Consider the following 24621-nt stretch of genomic DNA (forward strand, 5'->3'; position numbering starts at 1 on the left):
CTATTATAGCAGGTCTGATCCTTGCGGAGGGCGGTTTTTAATTCTTTTTAACTGGATTTAGCTTGGTCGAAATGATAAATTAGAGATTGAAGCAACGCGCGAGGATTGAATAGGAGATTTTCGGTGAAAAATGAGAGTTGGTTGCTGGACCAGTTCGTTTCTGACGAACGACTCGGCATCGACCTGCCGCGGCTTAGCGTGCCATGGGAGCAATGCAGCCCGGAGCGGCAAGCCGCCGTCATCGCCCGATGGGAAATCATCCGGGGGCAGATCCCGGACGTCATCCTCCGCACGGAAGCGGTCATACGGGCGAAGCAGGGCGCGTTGTACGAGGAAGAGGACTTCGAGGCCGCCTGCCGATTGAACGGAGAGATCGCGGAGCTCGCGAGCCGGATCAACGATCTGCAGATCTGGTATCGCACCCAACAGGATATGGAAGATGAGACCAAGCGTCACAGCTGAGTGTCGCGAAGCAGGTGGAGGTACCGCTGTGATGGACTACGATTTGTTGGCGGGTCGTTCCCCCCGCGGACCCTTCTCGCTCATGGTCCGTGTGTATAAGTATATATTGCCGGGCGTGAAGGAAGCGCTGGGCGGCTGGCGGAAGATCGCGGAGGCGATCCCCGACCCGGAGCTTCGCAAGCAGGCGCTGGACAGCATGACCGCGAAGGAGTTCCACTGCATCGGCGGCGCCGTGTACGCGGCCGCGAACCTGGAGCGGCGCGACGTGCTTATCCCGCTGATCGTGGCGCTGCAGACGATCAGCGACTATCTGGACAACCTGTGCGACCGGAGCACCTCGCTCGATCCGGACGACTTCAGGCTGCTGCATCAGAGCATGCTCGACGCCGTGACGCCGGGCGCGCCGATCGCCAATTATTACGCCTTGCGCGCGGAGCAGGACGACGGCGGCTACCTGGGCCTCCTCGTCCGGCGGTGCCAGACGTGCGCGGCGCGCCTGCCCTCCTACGCGCAGGTGCAGCCGTACGTGCGGGAGCTCGTCTCGCTGTACGGCGACTTGCAAGTCTACAAGCACATTTCGCACGACCGGCGCGAGCGGGAACTGCTCGCCTGGTGGGAGACGCACGCGCACGCCTATCCGGGCCTCATGTGGAACGAGTTCGCGGCCGCCACGGGATCGACGTTGGGCATGTTCATGCTGTTCCTGGCCGCGAGCGACGAGTCTCTCCCGGCGAAGATCGGCAAGGAGATCCGGGAGTCGTACTTCCCGTCGATCAACGGGCTGCACATCCTGCTCGACTATCTGATCGACCAGGCGGAGGACGCCGTGGGCGGCGACTTGAACTTCTGCAGCTACTACGACAGCCAGGAAGAGCTGGACGACCGGCTGCAGCGCATGGTAGGCGCCGCCCGCAGCTCGGCCGACCGGCTGCCGTTCTCGCGGTTCCACCGGATGATCGTCGAAGGACTGGTCGCGCTGTACCTGTCCGATCCGAAGGTGAAGGGGCAGCAGAGCGTCCGCCGGACGGCCCGGCTGCTGATGAAGGGAAGCCCATGGACAAGGGTGTTTTTCTGGCTGAACAGCCATCTGATACGCAAAGCGATGTAAAGGGGAAGAATGGGATGAGCGCAGTAAACAAGATTGCCGTACTGACGAGCGGCGGGGATTCGCAAGGAATGAACGCGGCGGTTCGCGCCGTCGTGCGGAGCGCGCTGTATCGCGGTCTGGAAGTGTACGGAGTGCAACGGGGCTACCAAGGCCTCTTGAACGAAGATCTGCGTCAGATGGATCTGCGGAGCGTCGGCGATATCATTCAACGCGGCGGCACGATTCTGCAGACCGCCCGCTGCAAGGAGTTCCTGACGCCCGAAGGCCAGCAGCGGGGCGCCGAGGTGCTGCGCAAGCACGGCATCGACGGTCTCGTCGTGATCGGCGGCGACGGCTCCTACCAAGGGGCGAACAAGCTCAGCAAGCTCGGCATTAAGACGATGGGGCTGCCGGGCACGATCGACAACGACATTCCGTTCACGGACTTCACGATCGGCTTCGATACGGCGACGAGCATCGTCGTCGACGCGATTAACAAGCTCCGCGACACGATGACGTCGCACGAGCGGTCCTCGGTGGTCGAGGTCATGGGACGCCACTGCGGGGACATCGCGCTGTACGCGGGACTGGCGAGCGGCGCCGAATCGATCCTCGTGCCCGAAGTGCCGTTCGATATCCGCGAGATCTCCCAGCGTATGAAGGAGAACTTTCAGAACGGCAAGCGCCACAGTATCGTGCTCGTGGCCGAGGGCGTCGGCCGCGGCGAGGACATCGCCCGCGACATTACCGCGCACAGCGGCATCGAGCCGCGGGTGACGGTGCTCGGGCACATCCAGCGCGGCGGCGCGCCGACGCACAACGACCGCGTCCTCGCGAGCCAACTCGGCGACTTCGCGGTGCAGCAGCTGGAGGCGGGCGATTCCGGCAAGGCGTGCGGCATCGTTCGCGGCGAGCTCGTGACGACCGACATCGACAAGGTCGTCTCCTCCAAGAAGGCCTTCAACATGGATCTGTACAATCTCGCGATCCGGTTGGCCCAATAACATGTACCTCTACAAACTGGAAGCCGTCATCGGAGATCGTACCGTCACGCTCATCGTGATGGGCGATTCGGACCGCGACGTCCTGGAAAACGCGGAGGTTCACATCGAGAAGCACTTCGTCGGCAAGCAAGACGTCCGCGAGATCGTGCTGCTCGAGAAGCGCCGCGCCGTCAAGGGCGCCGCATACGTCATCGAATAGAAGGTCGAACGAGCGGGGCCGCGAATTTTTTGCGCGGCCCCGTTGACTTTTCCATACTTTACATACTATATTATATGTAAAGTTTGAAAAAGGAGCGGATCCGAATGCGAATCGCAATCGTAACCGGCGCCAATCATCGCGCCTCCGCAAGTACCCGTCTCGCGCGCTACGCGGGCCGGCTGCTGGCCGAATCCGGACATCTAGTCCAAGTCTTCGATCTCTACGAGCATCCGCTCCCGATCTTCTCCCCCGAAGCGGAGGACGTGACGGAGAGCGTCGTCCGTCTGCGGCAGACGGTCGCAGGCGCGGACGCGGTGCTGCTCTCGACGCCTGAGTACCACGGCAGCCTGTCCGGCGCGTTGAAGAACGCCCTGGACTATCTAGGCAGCGACCACTTCGACGGCAAGCTGGCGCTCGCCTTGAGCGCGTCCGGCGGCGCCGTGGGCGTGAGCGCGCTGACCCAGCTGCAAATCATCGTGCGGAATCTCCACGGCATCAATTGCCCGGAGTGGATCTCCATAGGCGGCGATCAGCGGGCATTCGACGAGGAGGGGAATCCGTTGAACGCAGCCGTTCAGAAGCGGGTGGAACGCGTGCTGGACTACTTCGTCGGCATGGCCGAGCGGCTGCGCCCGCTGCCAAGCGGCGCAACGCGGTGAACGAAGTCATCCCGAATAAGCGAAGAGCGGCTGGACCGGGGCACCCGGTCCAGCCGCTCTCGCGAATGGGAGGAAGAATTCAATAGTCCACGCCGGGCGTATACTTGTTGCCGGCATTCCATAGCAAGTACTCGTTAACGCCGCTGTCGGCCAACGCTTTGATCTGCGCCTTCACTTCCGCGGCGCCGTACTTCGTGTAATGGCCCTTGCCGAGCCAGCTTGCCGTAAAGTCCTGAATCCACGGCCGGATAAGCGGCTTGTCCGCCCCTAGCGCGTTCAGCTTCTTGTGGGTGTCGTCCATGGCGCCCTTGATGGTCGCGTAAGGCGCCAAGTCGGGGTTGGCTTGCTTGAACCAGCCGGCGCTGTAATGGCTCGGGTAGATCATCGGGCTAATGACGTTGACCGCGGACGAGATCTTGACGAAGTCTTGTCCGATCCCTTCGGCCGCGGGCACCGACGCGGCGTAGCCGAAGATGTCTACGGATACGCGCACGCCGAGCGGCGCCAACTGCTCCTGCGCGTACTTGACGAAGCCGGCCACGACGTCGACGCGGCTGTCCGCGGTTTTCGTGAACTTGAGGTCGTCGGCCTTCTTCTCGAAGCCTTCCGGGAACCGGACGTAGTCGAACTGAATCTCCTTGAACCCGAGCTTGGCGGCTTCCTTCGCGATAGCGATGTTGTAGTCCCAGACCTCCTTGCGGTACGGATTGACGAAGCTGTCCCCTTTGCCGTTCGACCAGAGGGTGCCGTCCTTCTTTACGTAGGACAGATCGGGGTGCTTCTTGGCCAACACCGTGTCTTTGAATACGACGATTCGCGCGATCGGATATACCTCGTGCTTCTTCAAGGTCTCCATCAGGCCGCCGATGTCCTTGATGAACGGCTGCGGCGTGCCGAGCTTCTGGAGCTCCGGGTTGTCCGTCTTGTAGGTTATGTACCCGTTGTCGTCCTTGATGTCGATAACCATGGCATTGAGCGCGGTCTTGTCCACCAGGTCGAGCAGCGTGGCCATGCGCTGCCCTCCGGCGCTGTAGGCGGTGACGTAGACGCCCTTCACGCCGGGGGCGTCGGGCTGCGGATCGCGGGGCGGGGGGCCGTCGGCGGGCTTGTCCGTGCCGGTCGGCGTCGGCTTCCCGGTGCCGGCTCCGCCTTGCGTTCCTTCCGCCTGTCGAATCTCGTGCGTCGTCAGCTTCCAAACTTTTCCCAGATCGGTCGGATGTTCTTCCTGCGCGCCGTATGTAGCCGAGCGGAGCAGGAGGAGCAACGCGATTAGTGCTTCCATCATAATCTCTCCCCGTAAACTCTTACAACCCGATTATAAACGAGTTCAAACAGAGGAGACAGGGGTATTTTGTAGGATATTGGAGGAAAAACGCGAGGTCTGCCAGCGGCTTCGCGGCGCGTTCGCAGCGCCTATTTCTTCCGGAACTCGCCGATGACGTCGACGGTCTGCACGACGTTCACGAAAGCCCTCGGATCCACGGTGCGGATCAGCTTGCGCAGCTCGGACAGTTCGTAGCGGGACGTGACGGTCATGAGCATGTCCCGCTCCTCGCTCGTGAACGCGCCTTTGGTCTTCAGAATCGTGACGCCGCGCGGCATCTTCAGCAGTTCCGCCGCCAGCTCCTCGGTCCGGTTCGTGACGATAAACGCGGTAACCTTGCGATGCGGGGTGTGGACGACATCAATCACTTTTCCCGTTAGGAAGATCGCGAGCATAGAATAGAGCGCGGCATCCCAATTGCCGTTCAACAACCCCAAGGCGACGACCACGCTGCCGTTGAGCGCGAAGATCAGCAGGCCGACCGGCAAGTCGCGCCGCCGCGAGATGATCGAGGCGACGATGTCGAACCCGCCGGAGGAGCCGCCGAATCGAAGCGCCGCCGCCGTGCCCGTCCCGATCAGCACGCCGCCGAAGACGGCCGCGAGCAGCCGCTCGTCGGTGAAGGCGCGCACAGGGATTACCTGCATCAAAGCGGACGCGGCCAATACGGAGACGATGCTGTATACGATAAATCGCCGACCGAGTTCGCGCCACCCCCACATGAGAACGGGGATGTTTAGCGCAAGATAAAGAATGCCGATGTTCCACCCCGTCGCATAACCGATGAGCATGGCCACGCCAGACAGTCCGCCGCTGATTAGCTGTTCCGGAATCAGCAGCAGTTGGAATCCGCAAGCGACGATGGCCGATCCCGCGATCATGATGCCGATATGAACCGCATCCGTCGCTTTGACGCGCATCAGAAACACCCCCGTGAACAGGTTGCCGGCATTGCCGTTTGCGGTTATCGTTCCCTGCGTTTCCAAGGCCATGCGATGAAGCTGGAGTTTGTCGCGGTTTATGTGTTATAATGATCTGTATATTTTTTTGGAAGCCGTTAGTTGATGGCCCGGCACCGTTAGTTGATGGCCCCATACACAGAAGGAGTATGAAACCAATTTGAGTAAATTCACGGATTTCGGTTTGGAGACAGACGTTCTTCAAGCCATTTCGCAACTGGGGTACGAAGATGCGACCCCGATCCAAAGCCAAGCGATTCCTGTTGCCCTTAGCGGACGCGATATGATCGGCCAGGCCCAGACGGGTACCGGCAAGACGGCCGCATTTGGGATTCCACTAGTTAGCAAGATCGCAGCCTCCGAAGACCGCATCGTGACCCTCGTCATGACGCCTACGCGCGAACTTGCCATTCAAGTCGCAGAAGAGATCGAGAAGCTCGGCCGCTTCAAAGGCCTGCGTTCCCTGGCCATCTATGGCGGCCAAGACATCGGGCGACAGATCCGCGGCCTGCGCCGCAAGCCGCAGATCATCATCGGCACCCCCGGACGGCTGCTCGACCATATCAACCGCAAGACCATCCGCCTGGACGACGTTCAGACGGTCGTCCTGGACGAAGCCGACGAGATGCTGGACATGGGCTTCATGGACGACATCCAGTCGATTCTGAAGCTCGTGCCGGAAGAGCGCCAGACGCTCCTGTTCTCGGCGACGATGCCGGCGAACATCCAGAAGCTCGCTCAGCAGTTCCTGCGGAACCCGGAGCACATCTCCGTCATTCCGAAGACGTCCACGACGAGCAGCTCGATCCAGCAATTTTATATCGAAGTGCAGGAACGGATGAAGTTCGACGGCCTCTGCCGGCTGCTCGACATGGAGCCGCCGGAGCTCGCCATCATCTTCGGCCGGACGAAGCGCCGCGTAGCGGAACTGTCCGAAGCCCTTATGAAGCGCGGCTATGCGGCTGACGGACTCCACGGGGACCTGTCGCAGAACCAACGCGACGCCGTCATGCGCAAGTTCCGCGACGGCAGCATCGCCGTGCTGGTCGCGACGGACGTCGCCGCCCGCGGTCTCGACGTCTCCGGCGTGACGCACGTCATCAACTTCGACCTGCCCCAAGATCCGGAGAGCTACACGCACCGCATCGGCCGTACGGGCCGCGCGGGCAAGGAAGGCACGGCATGGTCGTTCGTGACCCATCGCGAATCCGATCACCTGCACTTCATCGAGCGGGTTACGCGCTTCCGCATCGTGAAGAAGGCGCTGCCGACGACCGCCGAAGCGATCGAAGGCAAGCAGCGCGTCATCGCCGACCGCCTGCTCGAAGCCCTCGGCAGCGAAGGCGAAGGCGATATCGCGCCATTCAAAGGCATCGCTTCGCAGCTTCTCGAGCAGCACGACTCCGTCGATCTCCTCTCCGCGGCCATTAAGCTGCTGGCGGGCGACAAGAAGGACGTCAACGTCGAATTGACCCCGGAAGACCCGATCCGCTCGAAGAAGCGCAAGTTCGACGGACGCGGCGGCAGCGGAGGCGGCTACGGCGGTCAGCGCCGGAGCGGCGGCTACGGCTCCTCCAGCGGACGCGGCGGCTACAGCGGCGGCGGTCAAGGCCGCAGCGGCTACGGCGGTCAAGGCGGACGCGGCAGCTATAGCGGCAGCGGCGGAAGCGGCGGCAATCGCCGGCCCTACGGCAGCGACGACAACCGCGGACGCCGGGAAGACAGCTGGCGCGACGGCGGCACCCGCGGCGGCGGCCGCACCGAACGCCGGGACGATTCCCGCAGCACCCGGTCCCACAACGAAGACTTCGTGAACATCTAATCGCTGACTCTTCACGGCGGCATATGGTGCGCGCGGCTTAGGCCGTGCCGCACCTTCCGCTGTAATCAGGAGGAATTCCCATGGAAATGCGCGGCATGATGGGCGGGTTCTACAAGATCTCGGAATGGATCATGCGCTTGTCCGTAACGAACGTGCTATGGGTACTGACTTCTCTGCCGGTCTGGTACTTGTTGATCCTGCTTTTGAGAGCGTCTACAACGGACGAGTTTGTCGCGATGATCGTTCCGATCTGCATTCTGCTTCCCTTTACTTGGTTCCCTTCGACTGCCGCGATGTTCTCCGTGGCCCGGAAGTGGGTCATGGGCGATACGGACGTTCCGCTCCTCAAGACGTTCTTCCGCAGCTACAAGCAGAACTACCTGCAGGCGATGCTGGGCGGTCTGCTCTACGCGGCCATCTTCGCGGTGCTGATCGTCGATTACCAAGTGTACTTGAAGCGCATTCCGAACCTGGGCGTGCTGTCGATTTTGTTCCTAGCGCTCATGGTGCTGCTGATCATTTCGCTGTTCCAGTTTTTCTCGCTGCTGTCGCATTTTCATATGAAGACGCTTCAGTTGATCAAGAATGCCGTCATCCTCACGATCGGACGTCCGCTCCGCTCGCTGTCTACGGCGATCGTCAGCGCCTTCGTCGTGTACATCAGCCTTAGGTTCACGTTCCTGATCCCGTTTTTCATGGGCAGCATCATCGCGGTGTTCGCGTTCTACAACTTCTATCTCACCGTTCAGAAGATGCAGTTCGCCGCCCAATCGGACGAGGAGCAACTGCCGATCGAGGATTCGCCGACGAAGGACGAGGAGCAGCCCTCCAAGCGCTGATTCCCTCGGCCGGCAAGTCTCGTCGCGCATCATCCGGGGATCGCGCAGCGTTCGGTTTACTTTTGCCGTCGGCCTGTTTATAATGGGTATCATCCTGCCATGTTCGTTACGACGACACCTTGTTTTGAACCAATGCTGTTTCTTAGGGAGTCTCACATTGCCGCGCGGCTGGCATGCCTTCGAAAGGGGAAGTCAAAAGCAACGCTGCGGACACCCACCTGCGAGAGCGGGTTCAGAAACAAGCACGTCGAACGGCATAGGCGGGTTTTTTCCTGAAATGGCTTTAATCCCCGGGACAGGCATGGTATGATTGTAGATAGCGCATTGTCACCCGGAGGGAGAGAACGTATTTTGCTGAAGCGAATACTCGTCGGATTGTTTCGCAGCCAAGAACATACGGGCGACAAGGCGAAGGATCCGAAGTTGAAATCCCATTATTACCGATTGTCTAAAGACAGAGCCTTCGAAGAAGTGGGCTCCGTTCTGAAGAAAATGCAAGGCTATCGCGTGCTTCACGAAGTGCCGAACATCGGCGAACTCGTCTTGGAGAAGAAGACGATGGCCGGCAGAACGATGGACATCACGGTGCAGATCGTCGGTACCGGCCCAGGCACGTCCGCGGTCGATATCTACTCGGCATCCCGCGGCTCGCTCGGAGATCTTGGCGCGAACTACCGCGTCATTCAGGAGATCTACGCGGTGCTGGACAAGAAGCTGTCCTCGTACAAGCAGTAACTTCCATTACATCGATAAATAAAAAAAGCGAGGATAGGCGCTGGGCCTGCCTCGCTTTTGTTGCATGTTCGGTCGTTGTGCGGTATGGATTACAGCAGGTTCCGCACGGCGGAGACGGCCGCTTCGTAATCCGGATGCTCGGTCATTTCCTTCAGCACTTCGACGTAGGCGATCTTGTCGTTCGCGTCGAGGACGAAGATGGAGCGAAGATCGAGGCCGAATTCCTTGATCAGGACGCCGTAGGCTTTGCCGAAGTTGTTGTCCTTGTAGTCGGACAGCATGACCACGCGGTCGACGCCGGCGGCGCCGCACCAGCGGGCTTGGGCGAACGGAAGATCCGCGCTGACCGTCAGGACGATGACGCCGTCGCCGAGCTTGGAGGCTTCCTCGTTGAAGCGGCGGGTTTGCGCGTCGCAGACGCCCGTGTCGATGGACGGCACGACGCTAATGAGTTTGACCTTGCCTGCATAATCTTGAAGAGAGACCGTTTCCAACAGGTTCTTGTTCAATTGGAAATCCGGCGCTTGGTCGCCGGCTTTCAATTCCGGTCCGATCAGCGTAATGGGATTGCCTTTGAACGTAGCTACGTTCGAGCGTTCTTGGCTCATGCGTACATACCTCCTTACAAGATTGGACTTGCCGTAAATAATTATAAGGTCCGGATTCGCGCTTGTCCAATTTACGCCAATCAGAAAATGCAGAAGCGAGGAGTGACTGGCCGATTGATTTTCCTGCGATACGAGAGTTTTAGGCAGTACTTGCGGCTATACCCGGTTACGGCGCTGCTCCTGGCGGCCAATATCGTCATGTTCGGCATCGAGCTGGCGAACGGCGGGCCGGGCGACGTCATGACGCTGCTGCGTCTCGGAGCGATCACCAACGTACCTGAATACGATCAGCTGTGGCGTTATGTCGCGGCCTTGTTCCTGCACGGCAGTTGGGAGCATATCGTGTTCAATCTGTTTGCGCTGTTCGTATTCGCGCCGCCGCTCGAGCGGATCTTCGGTCATTGGCGCTACGGGCTCTTCTACCTGGCATCCGGCGTACTGGGCAATGCGGCGGCTGTCTTCCTGGCCCGCGGCGAGTGGATCGGCGTAGGGGCGTCCAGCGCCATCTACGGCATCTACGGCGCGTACCTCTTTATCACGCTGTTCCAGCGTCATATGCTGGACGCGGGTTCGCGCACGACCGTGTACGGGATTCTGGCGGTGGGGCTGATCACGTCTTTCCTGATTCCGCACATCGGCTATTGGGCGCATATCGGAGGCCTGGCGGCCGGATTCTTGTTGTACGGGGCGATGGGCCGCCGTAATCTGAACCGTTGACCCCGCAGCATATGGAGAGAAGGAGGCTCGGCGCGTGGAGCTGAGACAATTGCAATACTTCGTGCAGGTCGCGCGTCTGCAGCATGTGACGAAGGCCGCCGAGGAGCTGCATGTCGCCCAATCGGCGGTGAGCCGCCAGATTCACCGGCTCGAAGAGGAGCTCGGCGTCCGGCTGTTCATGCAGCGCGGCCGCAACGTTCAGCTCACGCCGGTCGGCCAGCTGTTCCTGAAGCGGGCGGAGACGATCCTGCTGGACCTGGAACGCGCGGTGACGGAGATTCACGAGTTCCTGGACCCGGAAGTCGGAGAGATCCGGATCGGCTTCCCGCACAGTCTGGGCATTCATCTCATCCCCCAAGTCATCGCGTCCTTCCGGAAACTGCATCCCAATGTCAAATTCCGTTTCCGCCAAGGAATGTATCCTTCTTTGATCCGGGACGTGGTGGAGGCGGAGATCGACCTGGCGTTCATCTCGCCGTTCCCCGAACGGCATGAGCAGGTGACCGGCGAGGTGGTGCTCACGGAGGATCTGTACGCGATCCTGCCGCCGAACCATGCGCTCGCCAAGGAAGACTCGATCCATCTGAACCAGCTGAAGGACGATACGTTCGTTCTGTTCAGCAACGGCTACTCGTTGCGTCCGCTCGTTTGGGACGCCTGCCGGGCCGCCGGCTTCGTGCCGCAGATCGGCTTCGAGGGGGAGGAGACGGATACGATCCGCGGCCTCGTGGCGGCCGGCATGGGCGTTAGCCTGCTGCCCGAGATGGCGCTGTATCATACGGGCTCCATCATGCCCGCGATCGTTCGCATCAGAGAGCCTCACGTGACCCGGACGATCGGGCTCATCCGTCGGGCGGGGGAGAAGCCCTCCACGGTCGTTCAGCTGTTCCACGCGTACCTTATCGATTACTTCAAGAACCATTACAAAGCCTGGTGAACGCTAGCGCGAAGCGCTGGACGTCTCCCGTTAGGCCAACAAAAGGCCGGCCGTTCGCAGCGGATCAAGATGCTGCGAACGGCCGGCCTTATTTGATTTCGCCCATGCGGGACGAAGATTAGTCGCGGTTGCTGTTCGTGAAGATCAGGATATAGCGGATCAGCTCGAGCAGGGACAGGAGCGCGGCCGCGACGTACGTGAGAGCCGCCGCGTTCAGCACTTTGGCGACGCCGCGTTCCTCGTGGTTGCTGATGAATCCTTCGGAGACCATCAGTTCGCGCGCGCGGTTGCTGGCGTTGAATTCAACCGGCAGCGTGACGAGCTGGAAGGCGACCGCCGCGGCGAAGAAGATGACGCCGAGGCCGATCAGGTTCGTCGCGGCGAACAGGATGCCGGCGATGAACAGGAACGGCGCGAGGCCGGAAGCGAAGCGCACGACCGGGAACATCCGGTGGCGCAGGACAAGCATCGGATAATGCTGCTGATGCTGAATGGCGTGGCCGACTTCATGGCAGGCGACGGAGACGGCCGAGATCGATTGCTCGTAGTAGACCGGCTCGGACAACCGGACCACCCGGTGAACCGGATCGTAATGGTCCGATAGCGCGCCGGGCACCGGTTCGATCGGGATGTCGTGAAGGCCGTTGCGGTCCAGCATGCGTCGGGCGGCTTCGTAGCCGGTCAGGCCGCTCTCGACGCGCACTTCGGACCACTTGTTGAACGTGCCGCGTACCCGGAACTGCGCCCACAGCGACAGCAAGAAAGTTGGGATGATTAAGACGTACATCCAGTTGGCATTCATATCGCGGTTGACCTCCGTTGATTTAAAGTAGGCGCTCTCGCTGCAGAGGTGCGACGGAAAGCTTACATGAGGTTGCTCTTGTTCAACAGCAGCAGCAGCGCTTCGACGCAAGCCGCGGTCTGCGGCGTGATGGCCCGGAATAGACGTTTGGCCTGCTGCGGCTTCAGTTGTTCGAGCACCGGCTCCAGTTCCTTGACCTCCCGCTCCAGCTGGGACAGATGCGTATGCAGGTCCGCGAGCTTGCGGGTGACTTGTTCGCTGGGGGTGACCCGGTTCAGGGCGGCGAATTGATCCCTGATCTCCTCGAGTGAGAATTTTTGCGCCTTTAATAGTTCAATACGGCGAATGCGATCTAAGGTTTCATCGTCGTATAAGCGATAGTTGCCGCCCGAGCGCTTGACGGGGGACAGCAGACCCAGACCCGTATAATAATCGATGGTCCGCGGACTGATGCCGGAGAGCCTGGAGAGTTCCCCGATCTTGTACAGGTTGCGCGGGGGTTCCGATTGTCCGTGACGCAAGGCTCACACCTCCTAATAAAGATCCGTAAAGCCATCATACTCAATCTGTAACCATACAGTCAAACGTGATGCTTTGCCCGGCGCCCGTCCCGATCCGAAGCGGCGGTTTGTCCGTCAAAAGAAGCGAATGAGATGATAGCTGACATGTATTTGGTTTTAGAGATAGTTCACAAAGCGATGAAATGCGGCTGCCAAGGCGATTTGGGCTAAAAAGCCTACGGAATAACGTCTATTTCTTAACATTAAGGACTATTGCAGGATCCAATGTTAGATATTTAGCGAAAAAAACGCATATTTATAGAAAGATCATATTGTCAAATCGTGAACTTCTTACTATAATGACATCAAGGCTTTCTTAAAATGTTATGAAACATTACATGTAGGGAGTGGTCGGCTTGATTAAGAAGAGTTTGATCGGACTTGGCGCTTTGCTTGTATTATTCCCCACGATGGCGTTCGCGGCGGATGAAGGACCTTCGGCAACGACGCTGGACATGGGACTTAATGCCTTGTGGATCCTGGTTGCCGCCATTCTCGTCCTCTTGATGCAAGGCGGATTCATCCTGCTGGAGACGGGTTCCACGCGGATGAAGAACGCCGGCCACGTCGCAGGCAAGACGATCTTCACGGTCGGCCTGGCCTCGCTGATCTACTGGGCGGTCGGCTACGGATTCGCGTTCGGCGGCGATGCCGGCGAGACGCTGAACAAGTTTATAGGCATGGGCAATTTCTTCTTCGATCCTTCCATCCTGGCGGGCGAAGGCGAGTCTTATCCATCCACCATCTTCTTCGTCTTCCAGCTCGCGTTCGCGGCGGTCTCGCTGTCGATCGCATGGGGCGGCTTCGCGGAACGCGCCAAGCTGTCCGTCTATCTGATCTTCACGGTGATCTTTACGGCCGTGATCTACCCGATCATCGCGCACTGGATCTGGGGCGGCGGCTGGCTCGCGGCCGACGGCTCGCAGGACTACGCAGGTTCGACCGTCGTTCACTTGACGGGCGCCATGGCTGCTTTCGCGGCGACGATCCTGCTGAAGCCGCGGATCGGCAAGTTTAACAAAGACGGTTCCGCCAACGAGATTCTCGGACATAACCAAGTATTCACTTCCTTGTCGGTATTGATCCTCTGGGTCGGCTGGTTCGGCTTCAACGCGGGCAGCGCGGTCTCCGTAGGCGAAGGATTCTTCGGCTACGTCGCCTTCACCACGCAGCTCGGCGCGGCAGGCGGCGCGGTAGCGGCGCTCCTGATCTCCTGGCTGGTCAAAGGCAAGGCGGACATCCCGACGATGCTGAACGGCGCGCTGGCCGGTCTCGTCGCCATCACCGCATCTTGCGCCTACGTCGAGCCTTGGGCTGCGGTGGTCATCGGTCTGATCGCTGGCGTACTGGTCTTCCTGGTCGCCCAATTCTTCGAGAAAGTCCGCGTCGACGATCCGATCTCCGCGCTGTCCGTACACGGCGCAGCAGGGATTTGGGGGACGCTGGCGAATGGTTTCTTCGCAACGCCTAAACTCGTCGAGCAAGTCGGCGTAGGTAAAGCCGGTTTGTTCTACGGCGGCGGCGGCGAGCAACTGTGGGTGCAATTCGAGTCGGTTGTCGTCTGCGGCGCATTCGCGTTCGCCGCTTCGTTCATCGTCCTGTGGGTCGTGAAGCAAGTCATCGGTCTGCGCGTCACCGAAGAGCAAGAAATTATCGGTCTGGACCTGAGCGAACACGGCAACTACGGCTATCCGGAAGCGATGAAAAAAGCGGGCAATACGACGACGTCGGTCTAAAGTCTTCGGCAAGTCGAACGTATACCGGCGTATAACCAGGGGGGAAGAGACCGCATGTCCAATCTCCGCGGGGAGAAGCGGTTGCTTGACATCACCGGCGCCGGCAGTCTGGAACAATTGCGGATCGTACGGGAAACCGAGCAGGGACGCCTTATCGCGTCCCTGCCCGATGTTTCGGTGATCGAAGCGGTCGAGGAATTGAACGGGCTTCACGACGCGCTGATACGCAGGGCGCTGGAGCTCGCGGAAGAAGAGGCGGCACGGTTGGGGTACGGGGCCCCTCCCGTGCCTTATGCCTATCTATTGTTCGGAAGCGGCGGGAGGAGCGAACAGACGGCGTCCAGCGACCAAGACAGCGGGCTCGTCTACGCCGACGCGCGGGATCCGGCAGAGGCCGAACGGGCGGAGACGTACTTCCGGGTGTTGAGCGAGCGGACGGTGCAGCATCTAACCGCGCTCGGTTATCCGCCCTGCGAAGGGAACGTCATCGCTTCGAACCCGGCGTGGCGGCTGCCGATCTCGGCCTGGGAGCGGAAGCTGGATGACTGGTTCTCCGAACCGAGCTGGGAGAACGTGCGCTACCTGCTGATCGTCGCGGACGGTCGCTGTCTGGCCGGCGACGCGGCGTTGGCGGAGCGGTGGAAGAACCGTTTCTTCGGCGATATGCTCTCCCGTCCCGTTCTGGCGCGGCGCATGTTGGAGAACACGCTGCGCCACAAGATGCTCGTCGGCGTATTCGGCCAGTTGCTGGTGGAGCGCTACGGGGAGCATGCCGGGAGCCTGGACATCAAGTACGGGGCCTATATCCCGATGGTGAACGTCTTCCGGCTGCTGGCCGTGCGGGCGAACATCCGGGAGACCGGGACGCTGGAGCGGATTCGGGCGCTGCGCGAAGCCGGCCTGCTACCGGCCGAGACGGCGGACGAGGCGACGGAAGCGTTCGCGCTGTTCCTGCGCTTGCGGCTGCTCTCCATCTCCCGGAGCGAAGACGGCCAGTGGATCGGGACGGGCAAGATCGCGGCAGGGCAACTGGATGTGTCGCTGCGGGCGCCTCTGAAGAAGGCGCTGAGGCTGGGACGCAAGCTTCAGCGCCAACTGGAGAGAGAGATGCAACACCGCTTCGGCGGGAGGTGAACAGCGTGAAAGAGCCCAAAAGCCCGATGGGGCGCATGTGGCATCTGTACAAGACAGGCGGGATCACCCCGGCGATCGCCTCCATGCTCGGTTCGTCCAACGCCCAGCAGATGGCGTTCATCCGCTCGATGTCGCGGGACCAGCGCAAGGAGTCGCCGCTCGAGATGCCGCTCTCGGAGATGGAGGCCGTCGTGTTCGACCTGGAGACGACCGGCTTCAATCCGTACAACGGCGACGAGATTCTGTCCATCGGCGGCGTGATGATTCGGGGCGGGGAGCTGGAGGACGCCGAGCCGTTCTATCGGCTGGTCAATCCGAAGCGGAAGGTGCCGAAGCATATCGTCGAGCTGACGGGCATCACTAACGACATGGCGGAGAACGCGCCCGAGCTCATGCAAGGTCTGCACGATTTCCTAGACTTCATCGGCAAGCGGGTGCTGATCGCGCACGGCAGCGGTCACGACAAGCAGTTTCTCAATGCGGCGCTATGGAAGACGTCGAAGGTCAACTTGACGCATCGGGTGCTCGACACGATGATGATCGCCAAATGGCTCGAACCCAAGCGCAAGAGCTACGGATTGGATGAGCTGCTGGAGAGCTACGGGATCGATATCACTTACCGGCATCATGCGCTGCACGACTCGGTGATGACGGCCAAGCTTTGGTTTGCATTTCTGGAACAGATTCGGGCGAAGCAAGTCGTCACGTTGGGCGACCTGTACGCCTACCTGAGCCGGCATTAACGGGGCGAAGCGGGGGAGGCGTCAAGGCCGCCGCGCGACGGGCAGCAGCCGCACCGAACCATCGGCTTGCTGCGAATACACGGCCAGGATGGGATCGCCCGCGGGAAATCCGATCACCCAGCACGTTCCCGATCCGTCCCAGCCTTGCAGATCGAGCGGGCTGAGAACCGGATCGGCATCCGGATGCACGTGAAAAAAACCAACGATTTCGCGTTGGTTTTTTTGCGCTGCGCCGTACGCTTCCGTCCATTCGGCAGGGTCGAACCGGAACGAGCGAAGCGGATCGGCGGAGACGTTGCGCAGGAGGACGAACGTCTCCGCGACGGCTGCGCCGGCCGAGCAAGCCCCGAGGACGATGCCGCAGGACTCATAGGGAAGGCGGCGCCGGCAGGTCTCGAACAGCGCCGCGAGCATCGATTCCGATACGTATACCTTGGCAATGGCCGTCATCCCGAATCCCCTTTTCCGCCGAGCCGAACTTTAGACTCAGTATGGGGGAGCGGCGGCGATCGCGCAAGCTACTTGACCTGCTTGTCGGGTTTGACGAAGAAGAACACGAGCACGAGCGTCAAGAGCGACAAGCAAGAGACGGTAATGAATACCGTGCGATGGGAAATGTCCATCATCCAGCCGAACAGCGGCGGACCGAAAGCGACGCCGAGAAACCGCAGGCTGCTGTACAGGGAGGTGATCATGCCCCGTTCCGCTTTGTCCACGACGCCCGTAATCATCGTCGTTAAGCAAGGCAAGAGCAGCCCGGTGCCGATGCTGCTGGCCGTCAGCAGACCGATAAAGACGTACAGGTTGTCTTTGTTGATCCAGACGGCGAGCCCCAGCGCCACGACCATCAGCGCCAGCCCGATGTTCATCAGCCACCGGATCAGCACCCCGTTCTTGCGGATAACGGCTCCGGTAATATAGGCCGTCGCGACCATGCCGAACAGCGGGATGGCGAGCACGAAACCTTTGGTTACGCCTTTGATATTGTACGGCGTCTCCTCCAGGATATTGGACAGGAAAAACAAGACGCCGAACAAAATGAACATGACCGTCGAGCCCGCCCAGAACGAGCAGATCAGCCAGCGGCCGTGTTTTTTGAACAGTTCCCCGATCTTGTGCACATACGGCTTCAGCGCCACGGGCGGCGCATTGCGCTTCGGTTCCTTTATGAGGAACAGGACGGCCGCGAGCGAAATGGCGCAGAATATCGGGAACGAGAAAAACACGGCGTACCAAACGATCAGGGCAAGCAGCGATCCCAGGATGGGACTGATCACCTTGCCCGAGCCGTTGGAGGCTTCGATCAGGCCCAGCGCTTTGCTCTCTTCGGCGTCCTTGTACAGATCGCCGACCAGCGCCATGGCGATCGGCGTCGTCCCGGCGGCGGCCACGCCCTGCACGGCTCGCGCGCCGAGCAGGAAGGCATAGGAATGCCAGACCGCGGCCATGCCGGAGAGGATGCCGGCGATGCCGTACAGGATCAGCGCGGGAATCATGACCGCCTTTCGGCTGAACCGGTCGGATAAGTATCCCGCGATCGGAATGATAAGACCGGCGGTAACCGAGAAAAGCGTAATGACGAGACTGCTCTGGAACGAGGTGATCTTGAGCTCCCTGGTCAACGTGGGGAGGATCGGCACGATCATCGAGTTGCCGAGCACGAGCACTAACGGGACGGATGCGAGCGCGGCGTATTCGAGCACTTTGCCCTTGACGCCGTTGCCCTTGCCTTTGCCCGAAGAGCCGCCGCCGCTAACGGTTGTCGCTCTAGGCTCCATCTCGCTCGTAAAGGTCACATTAAGCTTGGATTTCGCTTCCGAGGTTGCCATCGGGCTCCTCCTTGTCGGGATATCGCGCTGAACAGAGGTAATGTGCCCGTTCCGCGGTTCGCCCATGCGCAAGCGGGGACAACCGGTTGGAATCCGGGCGGAGGTGCGGTATGATGGAAAGATCGAGAAGGGGTTTGAGGAGTGGAGCTTCATGAAGCGCAATATTGTCATTCTGGGTATCGTCGTTGCAGCCATTATTGCCATTATCGTATGGAACAACCAATCCCGGGCACCGTCCAAGGAGGCCAAGACGGGGAACCAAGCCTCCGCGGAAGCGTCCGCCGCGCCGATCGTCGGTTCCCCGGCGCCTTCCTATAAGCTTGCGTCGCTGGATGGCAATACGACCTACGAGGTGGGCGGCAAGCGCGATAAAGTGCTGATCGTCAATTTCTGGGCTTCCTGGTGCTGGCCTTGCGAACAGGAAGCGCCCGATTTGGTTAAGCTCTACGAGAAATACAAGAATTCGGTGGATCTGTACGCGGTGAACGCCACCAAATACGATACGGTAAGAGGCGCCAAGGACTTCGTGAAGGAACAGGCGCTGCCGTTCCCCATCATGATGGACAAAGACGGCAAGGTCGGCGACGATTACAAGGTGTTCTCCTATCCGATCAGCTTTATCGTCGACCGCGAAGGCGTCGTCCAGCATCGGATCGACGGTCCGCAGCCGCTGGAGGAGTGGGCGAAGATGCTGGACCCTCTCGTTGGGAAGGCGTCCTAAGGACATGTATCGATAACGTTTCGTCGATCCGAACCGAAGTTCCGGCCGGCAATCCAGAAGCCTCCGTTTCGCCGCAAGGCGAAGCGGAGGCTTCTTGGGTGAGCGTTAAGCGGGCGCAGTCGCGCCCGAGACGAAGGACGAAGCAGAAGGCTTAATGGTTGACCAGTCCGAGCGATTCGCGCGGCGCTTCCGGTTCGTAGTCGCTCTGGGCCATGCCGAGCAGCGCGTAGCGGATGCTGTCGATCAACGCTTCCCAGCTGGCTTCGATGACGTTCGAGGAGACGCCTACCGTGCTCCAGGTATCCTTGAAGTCGGTCGACTCGATCAGTACCCGCACCTTGGCCGCCGTCGTATCCTTCTCGTCCAGCACGCGGACTTTGTAGTCCGACAAGTGGATATCGTTGATCCCCGGATAAAACTGCATGAGCGCTTTGCGCAGCGCGCTGTCGAGGGCGTTGACCGGTCCGTTGCCTTCGGCGACCGTGTAGACCTGCTGCCCGCCTACGCTTAGCTTGACGATGGCCTCGGTCTGAATGCCGCTATGCGTCTTCTCGACCAGAATCTTGAACGATTCGACCGTGAACACGTCGATCGAGTCGCCGTACGCATCCCGCAGCAGCAGCTCGAGCGAGGCATCGGCCCCTTCGAATTGATAGCCCTGGTGCTCCAGATCCTTGATCTTCTCGATCACGTCGCGGGACTTGGCGTTGTCGGTGCTGACCGTAAGGCCCATCTCCTGCGCCTTGGAGAGGATATTGCTCTGTCCGGCCAGCTCCGAGACGAGGACCCGCTGCTTGTTGCCGACCAGCTCGGGAGAGATGTGCTCGTAGGTCTTCGAATCCTTCAGGATCGCCGAGACATGAATGCCGCCTTTGTGGGCGAACGCGGCCGTGCCGACATAAGGCTGGTTCACCGGCAGGACGACGTTGGCGATCTCGCCGACATAACGCGCGACGGTCGTCAGCGACTTCAGCTGTTCGTCCGTGATCGCGCGGTAGCCCATCTTCAGCTGCAGCGTCGGCAGGATCGAGCAGAGGTTCGCGTTGCCGCACCGTTCGCCGTACCCGTTGATCGTGCCTTGAATCTGCCGGGCTCCCGCAGTCACCGCCGCGAGCGTATTGGCAACGGCGAGCTCGCAGTCATTGTGCGTATGGATGCCGATCGGCGCCTGAATGATGCCGCTCACGCGGGAGACGATCTCATGAATCTCGCTCGGGAGCGTGCCGCCGTTCGTATCGCAGAGCACGATCCAGTCGGCGCCGGCTTCCTTGGCTTTGGCGAGCGCGGCAAGCGCATAGTCGGGATTCGCCTTGTAGCCGTCGAAGAAGTGCTCCGAATCGAACACGGCTTCCATGCCGTGCCGCTTCACGTAGGCGATGGATTCGTAGATCATGGCCAGATTCTCTTCCAGCGTCGTCTGCAGGGCCGTGTGCACATGAAAGTCCCACGTCTTGCCGACCAGCGTCGCGGCTTGGGCGCCGGCTTCCACCAGATTCTTCAGGTTCACGTCCTGCTCGCAGTTGCTGTTCTTGCGGCGCGTGCTGCCGAAAGCGGTCAGCTTGGCCTGCAGATTCAGTTCGCGAGCGCGTCTGAAAAATTCGATATCTTTGCTGTTGCTGCCCGGATTGCCGCCTTCGATATAGTGAACGCCAAGAGCGTCGAGCTTCAGCGCGATCTTGACTTTGTCCTCCGCGGTCAAGCTGATGCCTTCGCCTTGGGTGCCGTCGCGGAGCGTGGTATCAAAGATGCTGATGGAAGTGGTCATGAAGTACGTGATGCCTCCTAACTTCTAATGCATTGCGCAAACAATTTTATCTATTATAGCATGGCTCATGTCAAATGTAGAGAGCAGAGAGCCCGGTTCATCCGGCGCGGGACGCGGCTTCTAAGGCCTTCGGCAGGGGGCGCGAAGCGGGGAGTCCGAGCGCTTGCCCGATACGCCGTTAATGCGACGCGAGCCGCGAACGTATATAATAGAAGAAAAGGCCGGACGGCTGGGAGCGAAGGAGGCGGGCGCATTGAGCGGGTCGCGGAGATACATCCTGCATATCGATATGAACGCCTTCTACTGCTCCGTGCATGCCGCCGAACAGCCGGAGCTGTACCAAGGAAAAGCGACGGCGGTCGCCGGCAGCGTCGAGCTGCGCAAAGGGATCGTCGTGACCAGCTCGTATGAAGCGCGGGCGCGCGGCGTGCGTACCGGCATGACCGTTCGCGAGGCGCTGCGGGCCTGCCCCGAGCTGATCATGATCGCCCCCGACTTTCATCTGTACCGCCGCTATTCCCGCGCCTTTCTGCGCATCGCCGGCAATTATACGCCGCAGGTGGAGGCGGTGTCGATCGACGAATGCTTCCTCGACGTCACGGGCAGCGGGCAATTCGGCACGCCCGTCGACATCGCGGAGACGATCCGCCGCCGGGTGAAGGACGAGCTCGGCCTGCCTTGCTCCATCGGCATCGCGCCGAACAAGCTGCTCGCCAAGATGGCTTCCGATATGCGCAAGCCGGATGCCGTCACGGTGCTTCGCAGACGCGAGGTGCCGCAGCTCCTCTGGGGCAAGCCGTGCCAAACATTGTATGGGATCGGCCGCAAGACCGCGGACAAGCTACTAAGGATGAACATCCGGACGATCGGGGAGCTCGCGGCCGCCGAGGAGCGGCTTCTGACGGATAAATTCGGCGTCTACGGCGCCTGGATGAAGCGGGCGGCCCACGGTTTGGACGACGCGCCCGTCGAGCTGATCTCGGAGGCGGCCAAGTCGATCGGGCATACGACGACGCTGCCGGCCGATCTGACGACGCGAGACGAATACCGCCGGGTGCTCCTGAATCTGGCGGATCAGACGACGCGCCGCATGCGGCGGCAGCTCATGATGTGCCAGACGGTGCAGATCACGATCCGGGATCCGGACATGAAGACGATCACCCGGTCGACGACGATGGACGTGCCGACCGACGCGGCGGAGGACGTGCATCGGGAAGCCTGCCGGCTGATGGACCGGCACTGGCAGACCGGCTCGCCCGTCCGGCTGCTCGGCATCACGCTGCAGGGGCTGTCTCCCAAGACGGAGACGGCCGTCCAGCTGGATCTGTTCGGCTACGAGGAGGCGCCGCGCAAGGCGGAGCTGATCTCCGTCATGGATCGCTTGCGGGACAAGTTCGGGGAGAGCGCCGTCCTCACGGCCGGCATGCTGACCGACGATCCGTCCGCGCTCATTCGCAACACCCGTACCCGGGGGACGTCGCTCCAGACCGACTTCTTAAGAGAGCGCAGCCACGACGATCCCTAACGCCGCCCAGAACGGTATCATCTTCAATTTCGTTTGATCTCCGATCTCTTTTGTATTATATTGAACTTCAGAGGTCCTAGTTTCGCGTAATTGAGCGAGATTGAATTTTTTAGGAGGTTCATCCCATGGCTAAATTCACTTATGTTGATAAAGACACCTGTATCGCTTGCGGCGCCTGCGGCGCGACGGCTCCCGATATTTACGATTACGACGACGAAGGACTTGCGGAAGTCATCTTCGGCAACGACGGCAACCATGGCAATACCGAGATTCCGGAGGATCTGTACGACGATCTTCAAGACGCTTCGGACGGTTGCCCGACGGATTCCATCAAGATTGCGGACGGCCCCTTCAACATGTAATTTTACGACTGCGATCCACCCTCTATCGGGCTTTCGGCCCGGAGAGGGTTTTTTTGCGTCTTTTCAAGGCGTTCCCGTCCGCATTCCCGCCTACAGACACGACCGCCGTCCTTTTCGGTCAAAAACCTAGGACGCGCGCCCTCATTTTTTGACAAAATCCAACACAGCCGCTAGGACTTCCATTATACTAAAAGCAATGCCAAGATTTACATAGGTGGGTTCCGAGTTGAGAGAGAGAATCAAACGGATCGCGATCGCGATGAACGTCGTGCTCCTGCTTGCCGTCTTCTTCGTCGATCAGGAGCGGTGGCTGCGGCGCCTGGACGCGCTGCTGTTCGACGCCAACATGCGGCAGGCCGCGACGCATCTGCCGAAGGATATCGTCGTCGTCGCGATCGACAACGATTCCCTGGCCGAGTTGGGCCGATTTCCGTGGGATCGCGCCGTTTACGCGCCGTTCCTCGACATGCTGAATCAGCCGGACGGCAAGCCGAAGGCGATCGCCTTCGACATCCTGTTCAACGACGCATCCGACCCGGACAGCGACCGGGCTTTCGCGGAAGCGCTCTCCTCTTCGGACAACGTCATCCTGCCGGTCATCGGCGTCACCGAGGGGGACGTATTCGGCAAGCGCGAGGCCCGTCCCGACAAATGGCTCGCGGTCGACCGGCTGGATGCGCCGCTCCCGATGTTCGCCGAGCATGCGAAGCTGGCCAACATCAACCGCGTCGTCAGCCCGGACGGGGTCATCCGCCAGACGTGGCTGAAGCTGGCGACTCCGGACGGTCAGGTCGTGCCGTCGCTCGCCTACGAGGCGGCCCGAATGGCCGGGGCGGACCTCAGCCGGTACGACGGCATGACCGATCCGGCGGGACTGTTCGAATCCGGAAGCGCGGTCGCCAAAAACACGCTCACGATCGACTACCATCTGAATACGGAGGACGTCACGACCGTCTCCTTCAGCCGCGTGCTGAACGGCGAGATCGATCCGACCGTATTCAAGGACGCCGTCGTCCTCGTCGGCTTCACCGCGACCGGGCTGTCCGACGCGTCCGGACAGGACAGCGGGGCGACTCCGATCGAGAAGAAGATGCAGCTCGTTTACGTCCATGCCAATATCGTCAACCAGCTGCTGAACGGCAGCAGCGTCTCTTATCCGCCGGCATGGACCCTTCTCCTCGGCGAGCTGCTGCTGTTCGCCGCGTTCGCAATCCTGCCTTGGCGGCTCAAAAACGTCATCTCCATCCTCGCGTTCCTCGCCGTCGCCGGCGCCCTGCTCTACGGCCAGATGGAACTCTATCGGGCATCCGCGCTGCAAATCCGGGTGGCGGACGCGATCCTGGCCATTACGCTCGCTTATCTGACTAACGTCTCCCTCAAGTCCTATCTCGAAAGCGCGCAAAAGCAATTCGTCACGCGCCAGTTCGGCCGTTACATTTCCCCGGATCTGGTCCGGCAGATCGTCGCCCGGGATATCGACATCAAGCTCGGCGGGGACGCCAAGCAGATCACGGTCCTATTCCTCGATATTCGCGGCTTTACGCCGCTCTCGGAGAAGCTGACGCCGCCCGAGCTCGTCGATACGCTGAACACGATGTTCAATATGATCACCGAGACGACGCTCCGGCATCGGGGCACGATCGACAAATTCATCGGGGACGCGGCCATGATCCTATTCAACGCGCCGCTGGACGTAGAGGAACACGAACGGTTGGCGGTACGGACGGCCTACGAGATTCAGCAAGGCATGGTCGACATTCGGGAACGGATCCGCGAGCGCTACGGCTGCGAAGTGAACGTCGGCATCGGCATTCACGCGGGCCAGGCGGTCGTCGGCAATATCGGCTCCTATTTGCGGGTCGACTATACGGCGATCGGGGACAACGTCAACATCGCGGCCCGGATCGAGTCGCAGACGAAGCCCGGGCAGATCATGGTTTCCGAGGCCGTCTTCGAGCGGACGCGGAAGAATTTCCGCTACGACGATGGGGAAGATCGTTTGTTCAAGGGCAAGTCGCAGCCCATTCGGGTGTATACGCTGTTAGGTCCGGCTTCGGCCGACTAAATCCGGATGGTCTCATTTTCATATCGG

General features: G+C 60.5%; 25 protein-coding genes and 1 other RNA gene. 18 read left to right on the top strand and 8 right to left on the bottom strand.

The genetic code is table 11. The annotated features are described in order from the left end of the window. Positions 1–123 precede the first annotated feature (123 nt). The 5 genes from H7C19_RS26810 to H7C19_RS26830 all read left to right on the top strand — a co-directional run bounded on the left by H7C19_RS26810 (position 124) and on the right by H7C19_RS26830 (position 3411). Positions 124–462 carry a hypothetical protein gene (locus H7C19_RS26810; RefSeq protein WP_313732011.1) on the top strand — a complete coding sequence of 113 codons (339 nt, stop codon included), beginning with the start codon at positions 124–126 and terminating at the stop codon, positions 460–462. 31 nt (positions 463–493) lie between these two features. Next, complete coding sequence (locus tag H7C19_RS26815; protein WP_185672158.1) at positions 494–1570, top strand: tetraprenyl-beta-curcumene synthase family protein; 1077 nt, start codon at positions 494–496, stop codon at positions 1568–1570. A 14-nt stretch (positions 1571–1584) separates the two neighbouring features. Beyond that, entirely contained in the window at positions 1585–2553 is a 969-nt protein-coding gene (gene pfkA, locus H7C19_RS26820) for a 6-phosphofructokinase (RefSeq protein WP_185672159.1), read from the top strand. 1 nt (position 2554) lies between these two features. After that, complete coding sequence (locus H7C19_RS26825; RefSeq protein WP_185672160.1) at positions 2555–2752, top strand: DUF3906 family protein; 198 nt, start codon at positions 2555–2557, stop codon at positions 2750–2752. 104 nt (positions 2753–2856) lie between these two features. After that, a complete protein-coding gene (locus H7C19_RS26830) occupies positions 2857–3411 on the top strand; it encodes an NADPH-dependent FMN reductase (protein ID WP_185672161.1) in 555 nt (184 codons plus the stop codon). A gap of 79 nt (positions 3412–3490) precedes the next feature. Here H7C19_RS26830 and H7C19_RS26835 read toward each other — a convergent pair whose 3' ends face one another. Together H7C19_RS26835 and H7C19_RS26840 are read right to left on the bottom strand one after the other, a co-directional pair. Then, complete coding sequence (locus H7C19_RS26835) at positions 3491–4693, bottom strand: putative glycoside hydrolase (protein ID WP_185672162.1); 1203 nt, start codon at positions 4691–4693, stop codon at positions 3491–3493. 131 nt (positions 4694–4824) lie between these two features. Further along, positions 4825–5721: a YitT family protein gene (locus tag H7C19_RS26840; RefSeq protein ID WP_313732012.1), complete on the bottom strand. Its 897-nt coding sequence runs from the start codon at positions 5719–5721 to the stop codon at positions 4825–4827. Positions 5722–5854: 133 nt separating this feature from the next. Between H7C19_RS26840 and cshA the strand changes: the two genes are divergently transcribed. The 4 genes from cshA to H7C19_RS26860 all read left to right on the top strand — a co-directional run bounded on the left by cshA (position 5855) and on the right by H7C19_RS26860 (position 9090). Beyond that, complete coding sequence (gene cshA, locus H7C19_RS26845) at positions 5855–7516, top strand: degradosome RNA helicase CshA (protein ID WP_185672164.1); 1662 nt, start codon at positions 5855–5857, stop codon at positions 7514–7516. 80 nt (positions 7517–7596) lie between these two features. Further along, positions 7597–8355: a YesL family protein gene (locus tag H7C19_RS26850; RefSeq protein WP_185672165.1), complete on the top strand. Its 759-nt coding sequence runs from the start codon at positions 7597–7599 to the stop codon at positions 8353–8355. 88 nt (positions 8356–8443) lie between these two features. Beyond that, a non-coding RNA gene (ssrS, locus tag H7C19_RS26855) (6S RNA) lies at positions 8444–8626 on the top strand. A gap of 80 nt (positions 8627–8706) precedes the next feature. Next, on the top strand, positions 8707–9090 hold the full coding sequence (locus tag H7C19_RS26860) for a DUF1499 domain-containing protein (RefSeq protein WP_185672166.1): 384 nt from the start codon (positions 8707–8709) through the stop codon (positions 9088–9090). 89 nt (positions 9091–9179) lie between these two features. Here the strand turns inward: H7C19_RS26860 and tpx are convergent, their stop codons facing one another. Beyond that, positions 9180–9698: a thiol peroxidase gene (gene tpx, locus H7C19_RS26865; RefSeq protein ID WP_185672167.1), complete on the bottom strand. Its 519-nt coding sequence runs from the start codon at positions 9696–9698 to the stop codon at positions 9180–9182. Between the two features lie 114 nt (positions 9699–9812). Here tpx and H7C19_RS26870 point away from each other — a divergent pair, with 114 nt between their 5' ends. Both H7C19_RS26870 and gltC read left to right on the top strand, forming a co-directional pair. Then, on the top strand, positions 9813–10415 hold the full coding sequence (locus H7C19_RS26870; protein ID WP_185672168.1) for a rhomboid family intramembrane serine protease: 603 nt from the start codon (positions 9813–9815) through the stop codon (positions 10413–10415). Positions 10416–10449: 34 nt separating this feature from the next. Next, positions 10450–11352: a glutamate biosynthesis transcriptional regulator GltC gene (gene gltC, locus H7C19_RS26875; RefSeq protein WP_185672169.1), complete on the top strand. Its 903-nt coding sequence runs from the start codon at positions 10450–10452 to the stop codon at positions 11350–11352. A gap of 118 nt (positions 11353–11470) precedes the next feature. Here gltC and H7C19_RS26880 read toward each other — a convergent pair whose 3' ends face one another. Together H7C19_RS26880 and H7C19_RS26885 are read right to left on the bottom strand one after the other, a co-directional pair. Beyond that, complete coding sequence (locus H7C19_RS26880) at positions 11471–12154, bottom strand: zinc metallopeptidase (RefSeq protein WP_185672170.1); 684 nt, start codon at positions 12152–12154, stop codon at positions 11471–11473. 62 nt (positions 12155–12216) lie between these two features. Continuing rightward, the gene (locus H7C19_RS26885; RefSeq protein WP_185672171.1) at positions 12217–12675 is read right to left on the bottom strand and encodes a MerR family transcriptional regulator; all 459 of its coding nucleotides are present in this window, start codon (positions 12673–12675) and stop codon (positions 12217–12219) included. 395 nt (positions 12676–13070) lie between these two features. Between H7C19_RS26885 and H7C19_RS26890 the strand changes: the two genes are divergently transcribed. Genes H7C19_RS26890 through H7C19_RS26900 form a run of 3 tightly spaced genes read left to right on the top strand, consistent with a single transcriptional unit; the run spans position 13071 to position 16327 of the window. Then, positions 13071–14450 carry an ammonium transporter gene (locus H7C19_RS26890; RefSeq protein ID WP_246469825.1) on the top strand — a complete coding sequence of 460 codons (1380 nt, stop codon included), beginning with the start codon at positions 13071–13073 and terminating at the stop codon, positions 14448–14450. 54 nt (positions 14451–14504) lie between these two features. After that, a complete protein-coding gene (locus H7C19_RS26895; RefSeq protein ID WP_185672172.1) occupies positions 14505–15584 on the top strand; it encodes a DUF294 nucleotidyltransferase-like domain-containing protein in 1080 nt (359 codons plus the stop codon). Positions 15585–15589: 5 nt separating this feature from the next. Beyond that, positions 15590–16327, top strand: a complete 738-nt coding sequence (locus H7C19_RS26900) for an exonuclease domain-containing protein (RefSeq protein WP_313732013.1) — start codon at positions 15590–15592, stop codon at positions 16325–16327. Positions 16328–16348: 21 nt separating this feature from the next. Here the strand turns inward: H7C19_RS26900 and H7C19_RS26905 are convergent, their stop codons facing one another. Together H7C19_RS26905 and H7C19_RS26910 are read right to left on the bottom strand one after the other, a co-directional pair. After that, positions 16349–16777, bottom strand: coding sequence for a M67 family metallopeptidase (locus tag H7C19_RS26905; RefSeq protein ID WP_185672173.1), 429 nt, complete (start codon positions 16775–16777; stop codon positions 16349–16351). 68 nt (positions 16778–16845) lie between these two features. Then, a complete protein-coding gene (locus tag H7C19_RS26910) occupies positions 16846–18156 on the bottom strand; it encodes an MFS transporter (protein WP_185672174.1) in 1311 nt (436 codons plus the stop codon). Positions 18157–18307: 151 nt separating this feature from the next. On the opposite strand from H7C19_RS26910, the gene H7C19_RS26915 reads away from it, so the two are divergent. Beyond that, positions 18308–18877 carry a TlpA family protein disulfide reductase gene (locus tag H7C19_RS26915; protein WP_185672175.1) on the top strand — a complete coding sequence of 190 codons (570 nt, stop codon included), beginning with the start codon at positions 18308–18310 and terminating at the stop codon, positions 18875–18877. 151 nt (positions 18878–19028) lie between these two features. Here the strand turns inward: H7C19_RS26915 and cimA are convergent, their stop codons facing one another. Further along, a complete protein-coding gene (gene cimA / locus H7C19_RS26920) occupies positions 19029–20642 on the bottom strand; it encodes a citramalate synthase (protein WP_185672176.1) in 1614 nt (537 codons plus the stop codon). Between the two features lie 253 nt (positions 20643–20895). Here cimA and H7C19_RS26925 point away from each other — a divergent pair, with 253 nt between their 5' ends. The 3 genes from H7C19_RS26925 to H7C19_RS26935 all read left to right on the top strand — a co-directional run bounded on the left by H7C19_RS26925 (position 20896) and on the right by H7C19_RS26935 (position 24594). Continuing rightward, a complete protein-coding gene (locus tag H7C19_RS26925) occupies positions 20896–22167 on the top strand; it encodes a DNA polymerase IV (RefSeq protein WP_281384974.1) in 1272 nt (423 codons plus the stop codon). Positions 22168–22292: 125 nt separating this feature from the next. Next, on the top strand, positions 22293–22529 hold the full coding sequence (locus H7C19_RS26930; protein ID WP_185672177.1) for a ferredoxin: 237 nt from the start codon (positions 22293–22295) through the stop codon (positions 22527–22529). A 226-nt stretch (positions 22530–22755) separates the two neighbouring features. Further along, complete coding sequence (locus H7C19_RS26935; protein WP_185672178.1) at positions 22756–24594, top strand: CHASE2 domain-containing protein; 1839 nt, start codon at positions 22756–22758, stop codon at positions 24592–24594. The last annotated feature ends 27 nt before the right edge of the window (positions 24595–24621 follow it).

This window comes from Cohnella nanjingensis (genome assembly GCF_014212125.1).
Taxonomy (GTDB): domain Bacteria; phylum Bacillota; class Bacilli; order Paenibacillales; family Paenibacillaceae; genus Cohnella; species Cohnella nanjingensis.